The sequence below is a fragment of the Streptomyces sp. NPDC019443 genome (genome assembly GCF_044389785.1).
GTDB lineage: Bacteria > Actinomycetota > Actinomycetes > Streptomycetales > Streptomycetaceae > Streptomyces.
Map to the genome: position 1 here is coordinate 58780 of NZ_JBIRYJ010000025.1, position 16046 is coordinate 74825.

At 67.0% G+C, this 16046-nt stretch carries 15 protein-coding genes; 7 read left to right on the forward strand and 8 right to left on the reverse strand.

What is annotated here, in order from left to right:
- Positions 1-64 precede the first annotated feature (64 nt).
- From ACH492_RS37790 to ACH492_RS37810, 5 genes are all read left to right on the forward strand, one after another.
- Positions 65-649 carry a peptidase inhibitor family I36 protein gene (locus ACH492_RS37790; protein ID WP_398993617.1) on the forward strand — a complete coding sequence of 195 codons (585 nt, stop codon included), beginning with the start codon at positions 65-67 and terminating at the stop codon, positions 647-649.
- Positions 650-1719: 1070 nt separating this feature from the next.
- On the forward strand, positions 1720-2286 hold the full coding sequence (locus ACH492_RS37795; protein ID WP_398993619.1) for an RNA polymerase sigma factor: 567 nt from the start codon (positions 1720-1722) through the stop codon (positions 2284-2286).
- A 50-nt stretch (positions 2287-2336) separates the two neighbouring features.
- The gene (locus ACH492_RS37800) at positions 2337-3044 is read left to right on the forward strand and encodes a hypothetical protein (RefSeq protein WP_398993621.1); all 708 of its coding nucleotides are present in this window, start codon (positions 2337-2339) and stop codon (positions 3042-3044) included.
- A gap of 276 nt (positions 3045-3320) precedes the next feature.
- The gene (locus tag ACH492_RS37805) at positions 3321-3635 is read left to right on the forward strand and encodes a hypothetical protein (RefSeq protein ID WP_398993623.1); all 315 of its coding nucleotides are present in this window, start codon (positions 3321-3323) and stop codon (positions 3633-3635) included.
- Positions 3632-5605 carry a tetratricopeptide repeat protein gene (locus ACH492_RS37810; RefSeq protein WP_398993625.1) on the forward strand — a complete coding sequence of 658 codons (1974 nt, stop codon included), beginning with the start codon at positions 3632-3634 and terminating at the stop codon, positions 5603-5605. The genes ACH492_RS37805 and ACH492_RS37810 overlap by 4 nt, the downstream gene beginning before the upstream one ends.
- Positions 5606-5766: 161 nt before the next feature.
- Here ACH492_RS37810 and ACH492_RS37815 read toward each other — a convergent pair whose 3' ends face one another.
- Positions 5767-6741: an NAD(P)-dependent alcohol dehydrogenase gene (locus ACH492_RS37815; RefSeq protein ID WP_398993627.1), complete on the reverse strand. Its 975-nt coding sequence runs from the start codon at positions 6739-6741 to the stop codon at positions 5767-5769.
- A 418-nt stretch (positions 6742-7159) separates the two neighbouring features.
- Entirely contained in the window at positions 7160-8215 is a 1056-nt protein-coding gene (locus ACH492_RS37820; RefSeq protein WP_398993629.1) for a serine hydrolase, read from the reverse strand.
- Between the two features lie 470 nt (positions 8216-8685).
- On the opposite strand from ACH492_RS37820, the gene ACH492_RS37825 reads away from it, so the two are divergent.
- Positions 8686-9615, forward strand: coding sequence for a hypothetical protein (locus tag ACH492_RS37825; RefSeq protein ID WP_398993631.1), 930 nt, complete (start codon positions 8686-8688; stop codon positions 9613-9615).
- 155 nt (positions 9616-9770) lie between these two features.
- Here ACH492_RS37825 and ACH492_RS37830 read toward each other — a convergent pair whose 3' ends face one another.
- The gene (locus ACH492_RS37830) at positions 9771-11189 is read right to left on the reverse strand and encodes an ATP-binding protein (RefSeq protein ID WP_398993632.1); all 1419 of its coding nucleotides are present in this window, start codon (positions 11187-11189) and stop codon (positions 9771-9773) included.
- A gap of 280 nt (positions 11190-11469) precedes the next feature.
- Between ACH492_RS37830 and ACH492_RS37835 the strand changes: the two genes are divergently transcribed.
- Positions 11470-11733: a hypothetical protein gene (locus tag ACH492_RS37835; RefSeq protein WP_398993634.1), complete on the forward strand. Its 264-nt coding sequence runs from the start codon at positions 11470-11472 to the stop codon at positions 11731-11733.
- A gap of 206 nt (positions 11734-11939) precedes the next feature.
- Here the strand turns inward: ACH492_RS37835 and ACH492_RS37840 are convergent, their stop codons facing one another.
- The 5 genes from ACH492_RS37840 to ACH492_RS37860 all read right to left on the reverse strand — a co-directional run bounded on the left by ACH492_RS37840 (position 11940) and on the right by ACH492_RS37860 (position 15537).
- Positions 11940-12422: a hypothetical protein gene (locus tag ACH492_RS37840; RefSeq protein ID WP_398993636.1), complete on the reverse strand. Its 483-nt coding sequence runs from the start codon at positions 12420-12422 to the stop codon at positions 11940-11942.
- Positions 12423-12781: 359 nt separating this feature from the next.
- Complete coding sequence (locus ACH492_RS37845; protein WP_398993638.1) at positions 12782-13069, reverse strand: DUF3303 family protein; 288 nt, start codon at positions 13067-13069, stop codon at positions 12782-12784.
- A gap of 220 nt (positions 13070-13289) precedes the next feature.
- Positions 13290-13565, reverse strand: a complete 276-nt coding sequence (locus tag ACH492_RS37850; RefSeq protein ID WP_398993640.1) for a hypothetical protein — start codon at positions 13563-13565, stop codon at positions 13290-13292.
- A 63-nt stretch (positions 13566-13628) separates the two neighbouring features.
- Positions 13629-14831, reverse strand: a complete 1203-nt coding sequence (locus tag ACH492_RS37855) for an IS110 family transposase (protein ID WP_398993642.1) — start codon at positions 14829-14831, stop codon at positions 13629-13631.
- A gap of 292 nt (positions 14832-15123) precedes the next feature.
- Positions 15124-15537: a hypothetical protein gene (locus ACH492_RS37860; protein WP_398993644.1), complete on the reverse strand. Its 414-nt coding sequence runs from the start codon at positions 15535-15537 to the stop codon at positions 15124-15126.
- Positions 15538-16046 lie beyond the last annotated feature (509 nt).

Here is a 16046-nt window from a genome sequence, read left to right on the forward strand (position 1 = left end):
TCGTTGGCATGCCCGCCGCAAGAGCGCGCGGGCATCAGCTCGAGGATCCGCTGGGGGAAGTCACATGGCATTGCGCAAGCCGACCGCTTCACTGTTCACGGTCCTGGCTCTCATCGCAGCAACGGTGATCGGCCTCACCGGTCCGGCCACCGCCGCAACGGGCGCCACCGACGCCTCCTCCGCCACAGGCCAGGAATTCGCCGCCCAGGCGAAGCACGCGGGGCTGACCGGCGCCGAGGCAAAGCAACTGCAGACGACAGTCGACGGCTACCTCGCCGCCCAGGGCGGGACACAGGTCGCCGCCAACGAGATCGCGCTGCCGGGCAAGGGCGAGATCGTGGTCGCTCTGCCCGGAGAACGCCAGGCCCGCGACCTGACCGGCGCGAAGAGTGCCAGGGCCTGTCCGTACGAGAACTTCTGCATGTACACCGGCACCAACTACACCGGTACGCAGTTCAACCTGTGGAAGTGCCAGACGTACGACCTGTCGAACTGGAACTACCCCGGCTCCTGGATCAACAACCAGACCCCGGGCACCAGGGCCAGGTTCCTGGACCGCAACTACAACACCATCTACACGACCCCCGGCGCCTACTCCTACAGCAGCCACTACGACTGGGCTCCGGTCTGGCACGTCATCCCGTGCTAGGCAACGCTCGACGAGTCCGGCCCGGTCCTGGCGTGCGGACGCCGCCAGGACCGGGCCACTGCTGTCGCGAGATCAGACGCGGACGGCGTCACCCGGCTGGACCCGGCCGCGCCGCAGCACCTGTGCGTAGATCCCGACACACGGTTCCGGGTCCTGCCCTGGCATGGCAGGTATGCGGTTGTGCTCGGCAAGCACCCGCAGCGCGGCATCCTGCACGGCGCATGCCCGCACTCAGCAGCCCGGGGCGAGGGCTACTGGTGCCCGCGTTGCCACTCCCCGCGCCAGGGCCGCGTCAGATCCTCCTGACACACGGGCCAGTTCATGCTCGCCTTCGCCGCATCGACCTCATACGGAAGGTGGGCATGCCGGGTTCATATGCAGCAGTGTGCTGTCCATCACATGCCAGGCAGTCGGATCGCTGCCCACGGTTTGCGCAAAGAGTGATCGCCCCGCTGCTTTTCCGGCGCCCCCTCACACGCCCCTGCAGGTAGCCGAGCATGGCGCACGGTCAGCGCAGGGTGGCGCGCCCTGGCGAGTGACCATCGCGAACACCCGTGCAGGTTTGCAGTAACCGGACGGTCACTTTCCGCTGAAAATTCGTCGTCAGACGCCTACACGTTTCGGCACTCCGACCCGCTTTGCTGACCGCACGAGCAACGACGCTCCAGGCACCGAGAGGGGGGTCGCGGGGAGACCTCAGTGCCGACTGGACAGCAACGATAAGGACGACCACAACAGTGAAGCTCGACGATGCCGGCCTCCTGCTGGCCTTGGCCGCCGCCGCGCGTGCGTACGCGCCGGACGTGCGGACCCTCATGCGGCGCCTGCTGGGCGCCGGTGTCCGGGTCGGAGCAGCAACCCTGATGGAACGGCACCACCCCGGACGATGCCGGCCTCCTGCTGGCCTTGGCCGCCGCCGCGCGTGCGTACGCGCCGGACGTGCGGACCCTCATGCGGCGCCTGCTGGGCGCCGGTGTCCGGGTCGGAGCAGCAACCCTGATGGAACGGCACCACCCCACCCCTCCCGCGGCACGCCCCCACGTCCCCGGGCTGGACGAGGGAGACCACCAATGAACGACGAGCATCTGGAGGACGCCAACAAGCGGGCGATGCAGGGACTGATCAACGCAATGCCGCTGCCATTCCGGGCGTTCCACGCCCAATATCACCAGCCGTACTTCGAGTACGCCCGCATCCAGCTCGGAGACCCGGCCGCAGCCGACGAATTGGTGCACGGCACCTTCCTGTACCTGGCGTTCAACTGGCTGCACTTCACCCAACAGGGCCGAGTCGAGGCCCACGCCTGGGCGCTGCACAAGGCCCGCGTGGCAACTGAGCTGATGGTGACCGGCCGGCCGCCGGCCGGTCCCGAGACCATGGCTTTCGCCCGCGCCGTACGCGCCGCGAACGACGCCGTACTGAGCACGTTCCGCGAACAGTTCCGTGCACAGGTCGACGAACTTGAGAACAGCATCGGCCTTTACAAGGCCATGACCCACCTGCCTGAGCGACAGTTTGATGTGATGCTCCTGCGCTACGCGCTGGACTACACGACCACACACCGCCGCGATGATGGGCATTGCCCCGGCCACCGTTCGGACCCTGCGTTGCAGCGCCAAGCGCCGGCTGTCAGCTGAATTGGGCCTGGACATCGAAGTGGACATCGACGATGAGGAGTGATGGACAGATGCCACGCGCGCCGCGCAGCATCGAAGAGGCCCTCTCCCGAGCCAGGGTCTTCGAGGGCGAGTACTCGGCGTCCCAATTGGAAGCGTCCCGGCAGCGGCTGGCCCAGGACCTCACCGAGGCCCGCTGGATGCAGCTGTTCTCCGAAGCTGGGCCCACCCGGAACCGTCCCCCCACAACACTCCACGAGCAGGCGCAGCACAAGCTGTGGTCCCTGTCCCAGAACGTCATCACCAATGACGAAGCGGCCGGCTACATCGCCCGCTTCGAGGACGATCGAGACCCCGGCGGCGCACTCGCGTTCGCCTGTCTGCTGGACCTGGCCGACGCCGAGCAAGGAGCCCAGTTCTGGTGGCAGTTCGCCGCCGGCGCCGGCAACTCGACCGGCGCGCTGTGCCTTTATCTGCTGCACCTGCGCCGCGGTGAACTACGTGACGCCCAGCACTGGGCCAGCCAGATCCCCGGCCTGGAGAACACGGACCAGTACGAACCGGTGCCGCACGAAGCCATCGACCCAGAGGCCCCTGCGGCCGGCATCACCATGCGCTTCGAGGCGACGGCGGACGACGACTCGTTCGTCCCCGACCACGCGGTCAAGGACACGGTCGACCACCTGGATGTGGACGAGCTCGACGACTTCGGCTCGATCCCACAGCCGAGTGCCGGCCTCGCCGATCAGCTGAAGGAGCTCGTGACGGCGGCCCGCTAGTGCGCGCACGGAACCAGCCGGGCCGCCATTGTGGCGACCCGGCCGGTCAGGTGTGTGGGCGCGGACGGTTTCCAACTGCCGACAGCTGCCTGCAAGTTCGATCGGGCTCCCCGGCCGTTCGGCCGCCATGCGGCCAGGCTCGAGGCCTCCCGGTCGGGCGGCCCGGATTCTCGACCGGTCGGGCGTCGTCGTCGAACGGTCCACAACTTCAAGTTCCCGTAACGGCTTGGGCCGACTTCACCACGTATGCGGTGGTCCACACCCGATGATGGCCCCATGGCAGCAGCACACTCAAAGGCCTTGATGTGGGCGGGCTTTGTCCTCTGCGTCGCGGGCGCGGCCGCACTCGCCACGGCGGCGGCGGACCTCGGTACGGTGGATCCGCCGGTCGGCGTGGCCGGGGGGATCGGAACGCTGATCGGCCTGGCGCTCACCGTCCACGCCCTGTACAGGCACCCGCAGGTGGCACCGCCGGCACCGCCGGCACCGCAGCCGACGCCACCGGTTCCAGGTGGCGGGGCCGTCGCGTCGGGTCACAGGTCCGTCGCCGCGGGCGGTGGCATCAGCAACGTAACGACAGGTGACGCGTGAGTACGTCGGCGGAGGCGTCCGGCGACCGTTCGATCGCGGCGGGCGGCGGCATCCGCCAGGTGGCAACCGGTGACCACGTCACCCAGGCCGAGCGTGTGACCGTACTGCCGCCGGAGGCGTTCGCCCCGGTGGAGTGCCCGCCCGGGCTGGTGAATCTGCCGGGGCGTTCGGAGCTGTTCGTCGGACGCGAGCGTGAACTCGCCCTGCTGGACGGGGCATTCACCGGCGAGCGCGGCGTCGTCGTGCACGCGCTGCACGGTCTTGGCGGCATCGGCAAGTCCACGCTCGCAGCGCAATGGGCGGCGAACCGGGTCGGTGACCACAACCCGGTGTGGTGGATCACGGCCGAGAGCCAGGCCGATGTGGACGCCGGGCTCGCCGCCTTCGCAGCGGCCTTCCAGCCGGTTTTGACCGACGTCCTGCCGCAGGAGGCACTGCGGGAGCGGGCGTTGCAGTGGCTCACGGCCAACGACGGATGGCTTCTGATCCTGGACAACGTGTCCGAGCCGGTCGACATCAAGCCCCTGCTCGCCCGTGCCACCACAGGTCGATTACTCATCACCAGCCGGCGTGCCACGGGCTGGCACGGTATCGCCCGTCCGTTGGCTCTGGACGTGCTCAAGCATGCCGAAGCCGTTGCGTTGTTCACCCGGATTCTCTGCCACGACCGGCCGCGCGACACCGATGGCGTGGACGCGCTCTGCGCCGAACTGGGGCATCTGCCCCTGGCCGTCGAGCAGGCGGCGGCGTACTGCGCGGAGACCGGTACGTCTCCCCGTGCGTATCTCGGCCTGCTCGCCCAGCACCCGGCCGACCTCTATGCGGTCACGGCGGAGGGTGGCGACAACAGGCGTACCATCGCCAGGACTTGGCGGGTGACCCTGGATCGTCTCGCGGACGACCCGCTCACCGGGCGGATTCTCCGGGTGGTGGCCTGGCTGGCCCCGAACGGCATTCCGCGCGGACTGCTCGCCGGCCTCGGCCCCGCGCCCGCCGTCAGGCGCGCGCTCGGTCGCCTCGCGGCCCACAGCATGATCACTCTGGATGGCGACGCCCTGACCCTGCACCGACTTGTGCAGGCGGTCGCCCGTACCCCTGCCCCGGACGACCCGTACCGCCATGCCGACGATATCGCCGAGGCCCGTGCCGTGGCTGCCGCGGCCCTCTGTGCGGCACTTCCGGACGACCCCGAGGAACCCGCTTCCTGGTCCACGTGGCGGTTGCTGCTGCCCCATGCCGACGCGCTCGCCGAACATGCTCCTGCCGACACCGACATCGCCGAGACGGCCCGCGTTCTTAACGACATGGGGTGGTTCCAGCTCGATCAAGGCGCGGTGAAGCGGGCCATCGAGTGGCTCCGGCGGGCTCAGGCCGCCTGTGTCCGGGTACTTGGGGAGGACCATCCGGACACGCTCATGACGCAGGGGCATCTTGCCGAGGCGTACCGGACGGCGGGTGACGCGGGACGGGCGATCAAGCAGGGCGAGCGGGCACTGGCCGGTTGTATCCGCGCGCTCGGCGAGGACCATCTGCAGACACTCACCTTGCGTGGCTATCTCGCCGACGCGTATCGGGCGGCAGGCGATGCGGGGCGGGCGGTCGCGTTGTTCGAGCGGGTCCTTGCCGACTGCCTCAGGCTGCTGGGTGAGGACCATCAGGGAACGCTCGACGCGCGGCTCGGCCTCGCCTTCGCATGCCGGGCAGCGGGTGATGCGCGGCGGGCCGTTCCGCTGGGCGAGCAGGTCCTCGCCGACTGCATACGGGTGCTGGGCGAGGATCATGCGGACGCGCTGATCGCGCGCAGCTATCTCGCTGATGCGTATCGCGCGGCGGGTGAGGTGAAGCGGGCCATTCCGTTGTACGACGAGGCGTACGCCGATTGTGTTCGGGTCCTGGGCGAGCACCACCCGGTGACGCGGATCGTGCGGGGCAACCGCGAAGCGGCAAGGCGGCGCAGACCATCCGTGTGAGCAGGCCACTTTCCGGAGTGCCCCGCTCCGAGCCGGGCGGCGATCCGGACCGTCTATCCGGATGTCGAAGGCCGCCAGGCCTCGGCATCGGCCATGTGCTGGTTGGGCGCTGTGGTTGGTCACAGTGGTAGAGGCGCCAGGAGCTGGGCCTCAGCGGACCGTCACACAGTGATGACGACTTTCGCGCGCGCGTGCTCCACTTCGAGGTACCGGATGGCCTCGGGTACCTCGCTCAGCGGGTAGGTCCGGTCAATGACCGGGGTAACCTTCCCGGACTCGGCGAGTTCCCTCAGCGCCGCCAGGTTCTCCTTGCTCGGCGTCGCCGTGAGTACGAGCAGCCGTTGGCGGACGAAACGTGACAGCGCCTGCCCCCTGAGGATGAGACCCATCGGCCCGACAAGACTGCCGCCGTCGGACACGCCCCCACCGGACAGAACGAGCGTCCCCGCGGGTGTCAGCGCGCGCCGGCACTCGGCCAACGAACGGTTCCCCACCAGGTCCAGAACGACGTCGTACCGCCGTCCGCTCCGGGTGAAGTCTTCCCCGGTGTAGTCGATGACGTGGTCCGCGCCGAGCGACCGGACCAGGTCCACGTTTCTCGTACTGCACACGCCGGTCACCTCCGCGCCGAACGACTTGGCGATCTGCACGGCGAAGGTCCCCACACCACCTGACGCGCCATTGACCAGGACCTTCTGTCCCGGCTGCACTCCCCCCAGATCACGAAGGCCCATGAGGGCGGTGTTCCCCGCCAGCGGCACCACGGCCGCCTGCTCGAACGTCAGGTTGGCCGGTTTCGGCTCCACCACGTCGTCCGAGGCACACACGTACTCGGCAAATGCTCCGTCGGCTTCGCCGAATACCTCGTCGCCGGGACGGAACCGTTTCACGTCCTTGCCAACCGCTTCCACCTGACCCGCGAAGTCCGTGCCCCGGATCTTCGCCTTCGGCCTGCCGAACCCGAGCACCAGGCGCGCCATGTACGGGTCGCCCCGCATGACGTGCCAGTCGCGCGCGTTGACCGCCGCCGCATGGACCCGTACCAGCACCTCGTGGCCGGCGACCACCGGCTTGTCGACCTCCCTGAGCTCCAGAACGTCAGGTGAGCCGTACCGGTCCTGGACGATCGCCTTCATCAAGCCTCCGTCACGCACGAGTTCGGTGCGATGGATCGGCTGACCGGAAGATCAGCACTACTCACGACGGTAGGCGAGCGACCTCGTTGCGGGCATCAGGGACAAACCCTAGGTGACGCATGTATCTCCCGCAGGTGGGGCACGGATCCGGCACGTAAGCGGCACGACGCCACTCCCCCGCCGGAAGGGCGGAGAAACGATCAAGGCCCAAGCGCCCGGTTTGCTGCCGGTGGCCTGGGCCTTTGTCGTGCTTCCTGCTGGTGGACGCGGAGAGTTTTGAACCGCCGACATCTGCTTCGTAAGTTCGATCGGCCTGCTGTCACGCGTGTCAGGGCCTTGGACGCCCAGACCTTCCACCTCGCACCCAGCCCTCGTCACTGGATCTGCTACCCGGCTGGAACCGACTACTGCGCAACCTTCACAGGAGGCCGGGACGGCCGGTAGCCGGGTGAGTCCGGAGGTCATGGTGGATGGCCTTTGCCACGCCCTCAACCGTATCCGTGCCGTAGTCCCACCCCACCTCCGGCAACTCGTCTTCAGGGACCCTGTTGTTTTCGGTGAGGACGACGAGGCCGTAGTCGTAGGCATGGCCGGTGACCGCACTCATGCTGTTGACCTTCCAGTCTCCGCGGTCCCAGGGGTCCTTGAGCCTGTTCTGGGAACGCTGAAGCCACCCGTTCTTGACCTGTACGGCAGCGTCCGAAGGAGCCCCGGCGGGCGTTCCCCACCGCTGATCCTTCTGCACATCACGCATGAGGCCCAGGAGGTAGGTGCGCTCTTCGGCGTTCAGGACCGAGTTGTCCTTACCGGTGAGCAGCTCGAGCAGTTTGGCCTGGTCCCTTGCAGTGACCTGAGTCAGGCCCATGAAGCCTGCTTCGTCGAGGATGGTGTTCTTCATTCCGGCCTCGTCCAGGAAATTCTGGATATTTTCGGGGCCCACGCTGTCCCACAGGGCGTACGTCGCGTCGTTGTCCGAGCTTACGATCATCTGCCTGGCCAGGTCCTGCTCATCCTCGGACAGGTGGACGCCTCTGTCCAGGAGCAGAGCCCCCAATATTATTGGCTTGACTGTGCTCGCAGAGTCATAGTGCTTGTCCGCGCGATACGTGCAGGAGGTATGGGTGGTTCGGTCATACAGCACCACCGAGGCTCGACTGGCGCGATTTTCCAGCGACTTCGCTATGTCTCGAGTGAGAGAAATTGCCAGTCCGGGGTTTTCGGACGCGCATTCAATTGACCCGCCCTTGAGTCGCCGGGATGTGAATTTTATGTTCCGTTTCTCATGGGAGACGGTTGCCGTGGAAGCAGGAGCGACGGCCGACAGTGCCTCACGGGAGACGGTCGCCGTGGAAGCAGGAGCGACGGCCGAAGTGGAGACCGCGACGACAACTACCCCTAAAGTCACCCTTGAAGCTATCTCACTGAATTCCAATTCATTCCCTTTCTGTGCTTTCCGGCTCACCAGTGCGGACATGGAAGTAGCCCCGGCCCGATTTGACCCGCAGCAAGGCTCGGCAAGTATCGGTTTGGCAATTCGGTGTAGCTCGGCGCCTGTGGACTGACATTACAAGCTTGGGATGGGCCTGGCTTGTCGGCTAAGCCGATAGGCCTACCGGTGCCTCTCTACGGCAGCCGATGAGGTGAAAGCAGGTCCTCCAATTGGGCCCTCTCCACTGGATTGCAACCGGCGAGGCTGAGGCTTTCTACTCACTGACCCGCTACGCGGCTGACCGGCCTGGCGCCTGCCCATGCCCGAGGTAAATGGGCGCTACGTCTTCGCTTGCCCGTGCCGCTGCGAGGATGCTTCACGCCAAACGGGGGATTGCGCTCAGGTGGGCTGCAGCCCGTCGACGTCGGCTCGCTGTCCGCCAGTCCGCCGGCCGACGTGAGGCCGTAGGATCCTGCCGCCATCAATGATCATTCGATAGTGCTGGGGGATCAGTCATGTCCAACCACCGTCTCAGCCGCCGGGGGCTCCTGGCCGGTACGGCCGGAGCGGCGCTCGTCACCGCCACAGCCGGCACGAGCCGGGCCGCCGCAGCAGAGGTTCCACCGCCGGACCCGCAATGGGCCAGACCGCCGCACCAGGTTGAGGCAGAAATGCTGGTGGATTACCTGCGGACGCTCCCCTGGAGCGAGCAGGCGACGGTGAACCGCTACAAGACGGCAGGCGGGTTCCCGGACGAGAACTCCTCGGCCGAGTGGGGCGCCGCCGGGCACCCCGAGCAGTTCTCCGTATTCGCGCAATGCTCGTCGTTCCTCACGATGGTCCTCGAGCGCACCTACGGCGCGGACTCGGCGTACGGATGGGCGACGAAGGAGTACTTCAGCCAGCACTTCCACACCGAGCCCGGCAAGCTCTTCCCCACTGCGGAGAAGTTCCGTACGGGCTTCGCGAACTCGGTGGACATACCGCACTTCACCGGGGTCACCAAGCCGGTCAACCTGCGCCCGGGCGATCTGGTGGCCTTCGACTACGACCCCGAGAACACCACGGAGCCGTACACCGGTCACATCGTGATGGTGAAGGAGCGCAAGGGAACCTGGGCGTCCTCCGTGGACAGCCAGGTGGGCAGCAATGTCGTCCCGTACGTCTTCGAGATCGTCGACTGCACCAGCAATCCGCACGGCAACCCGGCCGCCTCCGATTCCGCCGAGGCGATCTACCGCGCCTTCCCGGACACCCGGATCGAAGAGCACGTGGGCGCGACGCCGGAGTGGACCGAGCACAATGGTGCCGGCTACGGCCACATCGTGTTCTACGCGGACGCGACCACCAAGCTCTTCGCCGGATACCGATGGGGCGTCAACTCGTCCACGGCCCACACCGTGGCCGAACGCCCCATTGCCGCCGCGCGCGTCTACCCTCGCTGACCAGCTGAATGGCCACGCGGCGGCCCCGACGGCCTGACGCCCGCCAGTGCCACGAGCTCGATCGTCATGCGGACTGCGAAGGCCCCCGGCCGTGATCGGCTGGGGGCCTTCGCACCTGCGGTGTTCCATGGGCCACCGCTTCGCTGAGTGACATGTCAGGCCCAGGCCTCGAGGAGGTCCTCCGGCGTGAGGCTGAGGACACCTTCGGCAGTGCAGCCGCTACGGGCGACGGCAAGAAGAGGGGTCTCGTCGTCGGCGCCCGGGAGTTGGGAGCGGTGGGTGATCAGGCGGGAGAGGTCGCGATGGTCGAAGGGTTTGTTCTCCAGCCACTTGATCGATCCGGCGAAGCTGATCCTCTTGGCGATGGGGGCGCGGTCGGCGCCGATAAGGTCGATTTCCGGGTCGTTGGTGCGGGTCCAGTAGCCGCCGACAGCGTTGGTGCCTTCGGGGAGCCGGTCGTCGGCCAGACGCAAGAGGGCTTCGCGGACGACGGGTTCGATGGCCCGGCCCCGCCAGGATGTCCAGCTGGCGCGGATGGTGTCGAGGACGCGGTCGCCGCGGCCCCGTTCGACTGCGGGAATGCCGGGACCGATGAATGAGAGCCAGAAGCGCATGTAGGGGTCATCGACGCGGTAGCGGGTCTCGCGGCTGGGCTTGGTGGACAGAGGCAGGTCGGCGGAGACCATGCGGCGGGTGGTGAGCAGTTCCAGAGAGCGTTTCACGGAGCCGGGGTTGAGGTCGCCGGCGGCCCGGCCGATCAGCGTGAAGGTGCGTTCGCCGTGGCCGATGGCCCCAAGGACGGTGCGGGCCTGCGCTTCGGTGGGGAACTCGGCGGCGAGGGTGCGCTCGCCACTGACGAGCAGGGCTGAGGTGGGCCTGCGCAGGGCGTGCCGAAGGTATTCCCAAAGATCCGCACCGTGCGGCCATTCCTCCAGGATCAGCGGCAGTCCGCCGGAGATGAGGTACGCGTCGAAGGCGTCGGCCGGCGGCAGGTCGAGCATGGCGGAGACATCGCGCGGGGTGAGCGGGGGGACGACCATTTCGGTGCCGCGCTGATAGAAGGGTCGCCCGTAGGTGTTGAGCCTTTCCATCATGGCGATGTCGGAGCCGATGAGGATGAGCAGTACAGGCAGCTTGGACAGCGTCCGGTCGAAGGCCTTTTGCAGAGCGCCCTCAAAACTCGGGTCCTCGCGTACGAGGTAGGGCATCTCGTCGAGAACGACGACGCTGGGTACATCGGTGGGCAGAGCTGAGGCGAGCAGGCTCAGGGCCGCGTCCCAGGACTGCGGGGCGGCGAAGTCCCCGAAGCGGTCGGCGTCCGGGAGGCTGGAGGCAGCCACCTCGGCGGCGAAGCCCGCCAGGTCCTCCTCCCTGGAGCCGACGGCGGCGAAGAAGACGTGCGGAAGTCCGGCACGCTCCAGGAACTCCTCCACCAGCCGGGACTTGCCGACTCGGCGGCGCCCGCGGATCAGCACCGCACGCCCCGGCCGTCCGCCGAGCCCGCCGGTCTTCACGGGATGCAGGAGGTCGTCCAAGTGGCCGAGCTCGGTTCGGCGTCCGATAAATCCGTTCATGGCATACCGCCTCACACAGGGGCACTCAAGAAAGTTTCTTCAATGATACTTTCATTTGTGCAAGCACCCGGTGCCCCAGCGTTCGCCGGCGGTCGACTGGGGGCGTGTCTGCCGTATTCGGTTTCACAGCAGGGCGATCGGATGGCAGTTGCGGCGTGGCGCCCGTGATTCGCTCCTAGTCCCCGTGGTTCCCCGCCCTGTCGGGCACGCGAGGGGCACGCGGTGGCCTCATTGGTGGGGCCTGGGCATGCGACGGACAAGGGCACGGCAGACTGCCGCTATGTGGATACCAGTGGCAGTGACGACGCTGCTCTTCATGCTCGCGTCGATCTCTGCGATTTTCCAAGCTCGCAAGGGCCAGTGGTGGACCGCGTCCGCGGTCTTTCTGCCTTCCCTCGGTGTGGCCGCGCTGCTTGGTGGCATGGAGTGGCAGAGCACGCCGCTCTTCTGGCTGGCGGGCATGTTCGTAGTGGCTGGCTTCGGCGCGGAGGCCATGGCCTACTGGAGCACTCGAACGGCTGGTAGGGGGCAGGCGGGCCAGTGAGCGCGTCTCAATGGCCGAGGCACACCGCTTCCGTCAGGTTGAGGCACCTGACCGGCCGCAGGATTTGAACCTATGGCCTCATCCTTGTCAGGTCGGTCCCCCAGCCCCGGTACGCCAAGGGATGCAGCCGGTTCACCGACCTCTGCAGTCGTCGAGGATCGGCCGTAACCGCCGGTGTTTGCTGCTGTTGGTGTCAGGCGTTGATGTCAGGGAGAACCGTTGAGCTTGACACTGTCAGCCACGCCTTGTAGCCCGCGCCATGCGGTCCGCAGCCCTTGGAGCTCGTTGCGTGGGAAGGGGCGCCCCCACTGGGCTTCATAGCCATCTTCGCCAAGGTCGTGCGCCACCTGGTCGAAAGCACGGATTGCGGCTCGGCAGAGCACGTCGATCGGCTGGCGGCTGGACCACAGGACGCTTCCTGAGCTGTCAGGCGCTTGGAAGTCGTCAGCCATTACCAGCCGCATTTCGACCTCGGCGCCCTCACGGCGGAAGAACCAGCGCGGCTCGGCCTCGAACTCCGCCCGCGTCTCCGGCTCCGTCAGCGCGAGCCTGGCTATCGCGTAAAGGAACTGCTCGGGCCCGCCGGTGACGTACGAAGCCATGGCTTCCGCCTCTGCTTGCCCATCGGTCACTCTGCAGAATGCCCAGCCGTGATGCTGCAAGGTCCATGTGAAGGACAGCGCGGCCATGAGTCCCCCGTCGTGATCACCGATGCGACACACCCTAAGGTGCCCGCGAGGTCGGTGGAGTCTCACATGAGTGAGTCAAGCGCCCCTGACGGGGCGAACCCAGGAGCCGAAGAAGTGACTGGCCGGGTCTCCGACCTGCGATCACGTAATCAATCAGCGCTGTGACCTGCGGCTGAGCTGTCGGCAGTTGTCAGCATTGGCCATCGTTGAGCGCCCTTCCACGGCCCCGAGGCGGCCCGGGAGGGCGCTCAACGCGTGACAAGTCGGGGATGTTCGGCTGCCCCTCGATGCGAACTACGGCGGGGCGGTCGCTGAAGTCCCTCAGGCTGATCAGCGTGCGGTCGCTGAAGTCAACTCTGCTACTGCAGGGCTGCAAGGCCCCTCTGCAAATCGTCGAGGTTCATGACCGGCTCAAATGTGACCTCCGCGCCCATCTCCTGGAAGAACGGATCTGCGATGGAGGGCAGCTGCGAGCTGTCCTGCATGTCGAATACGAGAAACATGGTGCGCCCGCCCTCAGGGGTGAAGTAGGCGGCCTCCGGCTTCAGCTGCTCGATTGCTGACTTCAGTGACTTGGGCATCGCTCCGCCCTTCGTCACCTGATTCGACATCTGGGTGTCCATGCGGGCCTTCATCATCATCCGCATCGCACGCTCTCCTTGGGCACCGCGACCTGCGCGGTTCCGTCCGCGCTCGTTGGGATCCCAGTGCATTCCGCTCAGCTTCACCTCCGATGATCACTGACCGCAACATCTCTTACGCCCTACGTGACGCCAGGGGAGGATGACGTGGCAGACGCAGACATCTGCAAGGTCGGTGGAGTCTTAATGACCGAGTCAAGGGGAGCTCGGGGCGGCCTCGGTGGTGTCAGAGATCCTCGCTGGCGGCCTCGAGGCCGTCCATGACCTGGTTGTGGAACTCGCGCTCGGCCCGGCGGCAGGGAGCGTCGAAGAACGCATGTTGAGCTGCGCGAAGATCGCATTCCAGGACGCGCATGGTGACGAGCACGGCATCGACTCCGTGGCAGTGGTGGTCTTTCAACCACTGTTGCAGCGCGTCGATATCACCCGTTGCTTCCCAGACCGGTCGGGCTGATTCGGTCATGGTGGCGATGCGGGCTGAGCGTTCTGGTCCGATGCTCACTGACTTTGCCTCCTGGGTCGACCGCAGGTTACTGGTGAAGCCAGTCGGATGCTGGGGACCGTGTCAGGCTGGGCGGGCGAGTGGTGGCTGGGTGGAGAAGAGCCGTCCGTCCCGGAGCAGTGCCCAGAGGACGTTGACACGTCGGCGGGCGAGGCTGATCACGGCTTGGACGTGCTTGCAACCTTCACCTCGCTTCTTCAGGTAGTAGTCGCGGTTGGGGCCTTCGCGGATGATGCTGGTCTGGGCGGACAGGTAGAACACCCGCCGCAGGCGTCGGCTGTAGCGCTTGGGCCGGTGGAGGTTGCCGGTTCGTCGACCGGAGTCCCTGGGAACGGGCACGAGTCCGGCGGCGGAGGCGAGGTGGCCTGCGTCGGGGTAGGCGGCCAGGTCACCGGCGGCGACGATGAACTCGGCGCCGAGGATCGGGCCCATGCCCGGCAGGGACTCGATGATGTCGGCCTGCGGGTGGGTGCGGAACGTGTGCCGGATCTGCTGGTCGATGTGCTTGAGCCGCTCATCAAGTGCCAGGATCTGAGCGGCGATGTCCGCGACAATTCCGGCGGCGACGTTCTGGCCCGGCAGCTCGGTGTGCTGAGCCTTGGCGGCGTGCAGTGCGGTGGCGACGACCGAGTCGGGGTTGCGCACCTTCCGGCCTGTCAGCCAGGCGGTGAGGCGGGCCTGGCCGCGGTGGCGTAGGGCGGTCGGGGTCTGGTAGCCGGTGAGCAGGACCAGTGCGCCTTTGTGGTCGGCGTAGTCGAAGGCGCGTTCCAGCGCGGGGAAGATGCCGGTGAGCACGTCGCGGAGCCGGTTGAGCATGCGGACCCGGTCGGCGATCAAGTCGGATCGGTGGGCAGTCAGCAGGGCCAGGTCGGCAGCGAGTTGGGCAGGCACGTCGATGGAGCTGAAGTCGCGCCGCAGTCGCGCGGTGTCGGCGATCACGTAAGCGTCGCGGGCGTCGGTCTTGGCCTCGCCGCGGTAGGCGCCTGACATGCGGTTGACCGTGCGGCCGGGAACGTAGACGGCTTGTTGACCGTGGGCGGCGAGTAACGCGAGTAGCAGGGCGGATGCTGTGCCGGCGATGTCCACGGCCCAGTGCACCTCGTCCGCGAGGTCGAGGATCTCGCCGAGCGCGGTGAGAATCGCGGCTTCGTCGTTGGGAACCTTCCGGCTCCAAGCCGTTGCCCCGGTGTCGTCGACCGCGGCCAGCCAGTGATGGGCCTTGCCTGCGTCGATCCCGACCCAGAGCTGGGTCTGCTGGTCGGCCATGTGCGTCTCCTCAGCGTCGGGCAGCATGCCGTTCGGTCCGAGGAACACCCGCCGTCAGCTCCGTAAACAGCGACCAGTGCGCACATCTCAATCAGCGGCCAGGGCGTCCCGGAGAGACGGGCGGCCACTCCACCGGAGCCATCCATGGGCAAGCGGTTTTAGAGCCACACCCGACTCTCCCGGACCGCCGAACAACTTACGGAGCGGCTTTGGGCTGGTGCTGTCATGGGGCGAGAGATCGGGGGGCCCGCCGCCAGATCGACCAGCCCACGGGCGCCCCGCCATGTCACACTTAGCCCCCCTCAGGCCAACCGCCGGGTCCATCTGTGCGGATGAGGATCCCGGGGGAGTCCGGATCAACCTCACCCGTGAAGTGGCTCGGCCAGAACGCCCGGCGGGTGCGCGGCAGAGGTATCTCCACCAGTCGGCCGTCGTGGATCATCCACAGGCCAAAGCACTCGTCCTCCTCGTCGTGAACCAGCACCTGTACTGAGTGGGGTGATTTCCAGGGCAACGACTCAAGGTGTTCCAGCAATCCGATCCAGCTGGACCGCCGCACGAACTCAATGGCCCAGCCGCCGAACATGCCATGTCCGACATCGGTGAAACATCCTGACCACGCTCGACTGTCGTCTGGCTGGGTCAGCGGCTCCATGGTCCCTTCTTCGTTCCTGGCCAGCACGATAACTTCGGCAAATCTGCTCATGAGGGAGTATCACCAGCGGTTGGGAAGGAATGGCAATCGAGTTCCTTGCCTGGGCGTACCTGAGTGGCACCTGGGGGTGCTGGCCTATGTGAGGTCGGTGGAGGGGCTTTGGCCGGTGTCCTGCCCGGTTTGGGGTCGAGCATGATCAGGGGGCCAGCTACTCGGGCAAGCTTGTCCCCTGCCCGCAATGTGTCCGAGTGGCCCCCTGGTCTTGCTCGACGCGGGACCCGAATCGGGGAGTGTGGGTAAAGCCGTGGAGCCGTCCGTCCCCACCCCCAGCCTGGTTCTTTCCGCCCCCTTGTGGGCGCGGGCGGGCGACGACGTGCGGCCCCGGTGGCGTAGACATGGAGGGGCAAGCGCGGCGGCGTCCGGCCGGCGCCGCCGCGCCCTTGGCGCGGCACCTCTGACCTTGCGTCAGACTGCTACCGCAGTTCAGGAGGCCGGGAAAGCAGACGTTCGATGCGTCAAATGTGGTGTTCTCCCGAGCGTCCGCCTCTTCCCCCGGGCCT

Bases quoted from the DNA above. Each gene is read 5' to 3' on its own strand.
- ACH492_RS37795 (WP_398993619.1), top strand. From the start codon at position 1,720: ATGAACGACGAGCATCTGGAGGACGCCAACAAGCGGGCGATGCAGGGA.
- ACH492_RS37820 (WP_398993629.1), bottom strand. From the start codon at position 8,215: ATGTCCGCACTGGTGAGCCGGAAAGCACAGAAAGGGAATGAATTGGAA.
- ACH492_RS37815 (WP_398993627.1), bottom strand. From the start codon at position 6,741: ATGAAGGCGATCGTCCAGGACCGGTACGGCTCACCTGACGTTCTGGAG.
- ACH492_RS37840 (WP_398993636.1), bottom strand. From the start codon at position 12,422: ATGGCCGCGCTGTCCTTCACATGGACCTTGCAGCATCACGGCTGGGCA.
- ACH492_RS37825 (WP_398993631.1), top strand. From the start codon at position 8,686: ATGTCCAACCACCGTCTCAGCCGCCGGGGGCTCCTGGCCGGTACGGCC.
- ACH492_RS37855 (WP_398993642.1), bottom strand. From the start codon at position 14,831: ATGGCCGACCAGCAGACCCAGCTCTGGGTCGGGATCGACGCAGGCAAG.
- ACH492_RS37845 (WP_398993638.1), bottom strand. From the start codon at position 13,069: ATGCGGATGATGATGAAGGCCCGCATGGACACCCAGATGTCGAATCAG.
- ACH492_RS37805 (WP_398993623.1), top strand. From the start codon at position 3,321: ATGGCAGCAGCACACTCAAAGGCCTTGATGTGGGCGGGCTTTGTCCTC.
- ACH492_RS37790 (WP_398993617.1), top strand. From the start codon at position 65: ATGGCATTGCGCAAGCCGACCGCTTCACTGTTCACGGTCCTGGCTCTC.
- ACH492_RS37830 (WP_398993632.1), bottom strand. From the start codon at position 11,189: ATGAACGGATTTATCGGACGCCGAACCGAGCTCGGCCACTTGGACGAC.
- ACH492_RS37835 (WP_398993634.1), top strand. From the start codon at position 11,470: ATGTGGATACCAGTGGCAGTGACGACGCTGCTCTTCATGCTCGCGTCG.
- ACH492_RS37860 (WP_398993644.1), bottom strand. From the start codon at position 15,537: ATGAGCAGATTTGCCGAAGTTATCGTGCTGGCCAGGAACGAAGAAGGG.
- ACH492_RS37800 (WP_398993621.1), top strand. From the start codon at position 2,337: ATGCCACGCGCGCCGCGCAGCATCGAAGAGGCCCTCTCCCGAGCCAGG.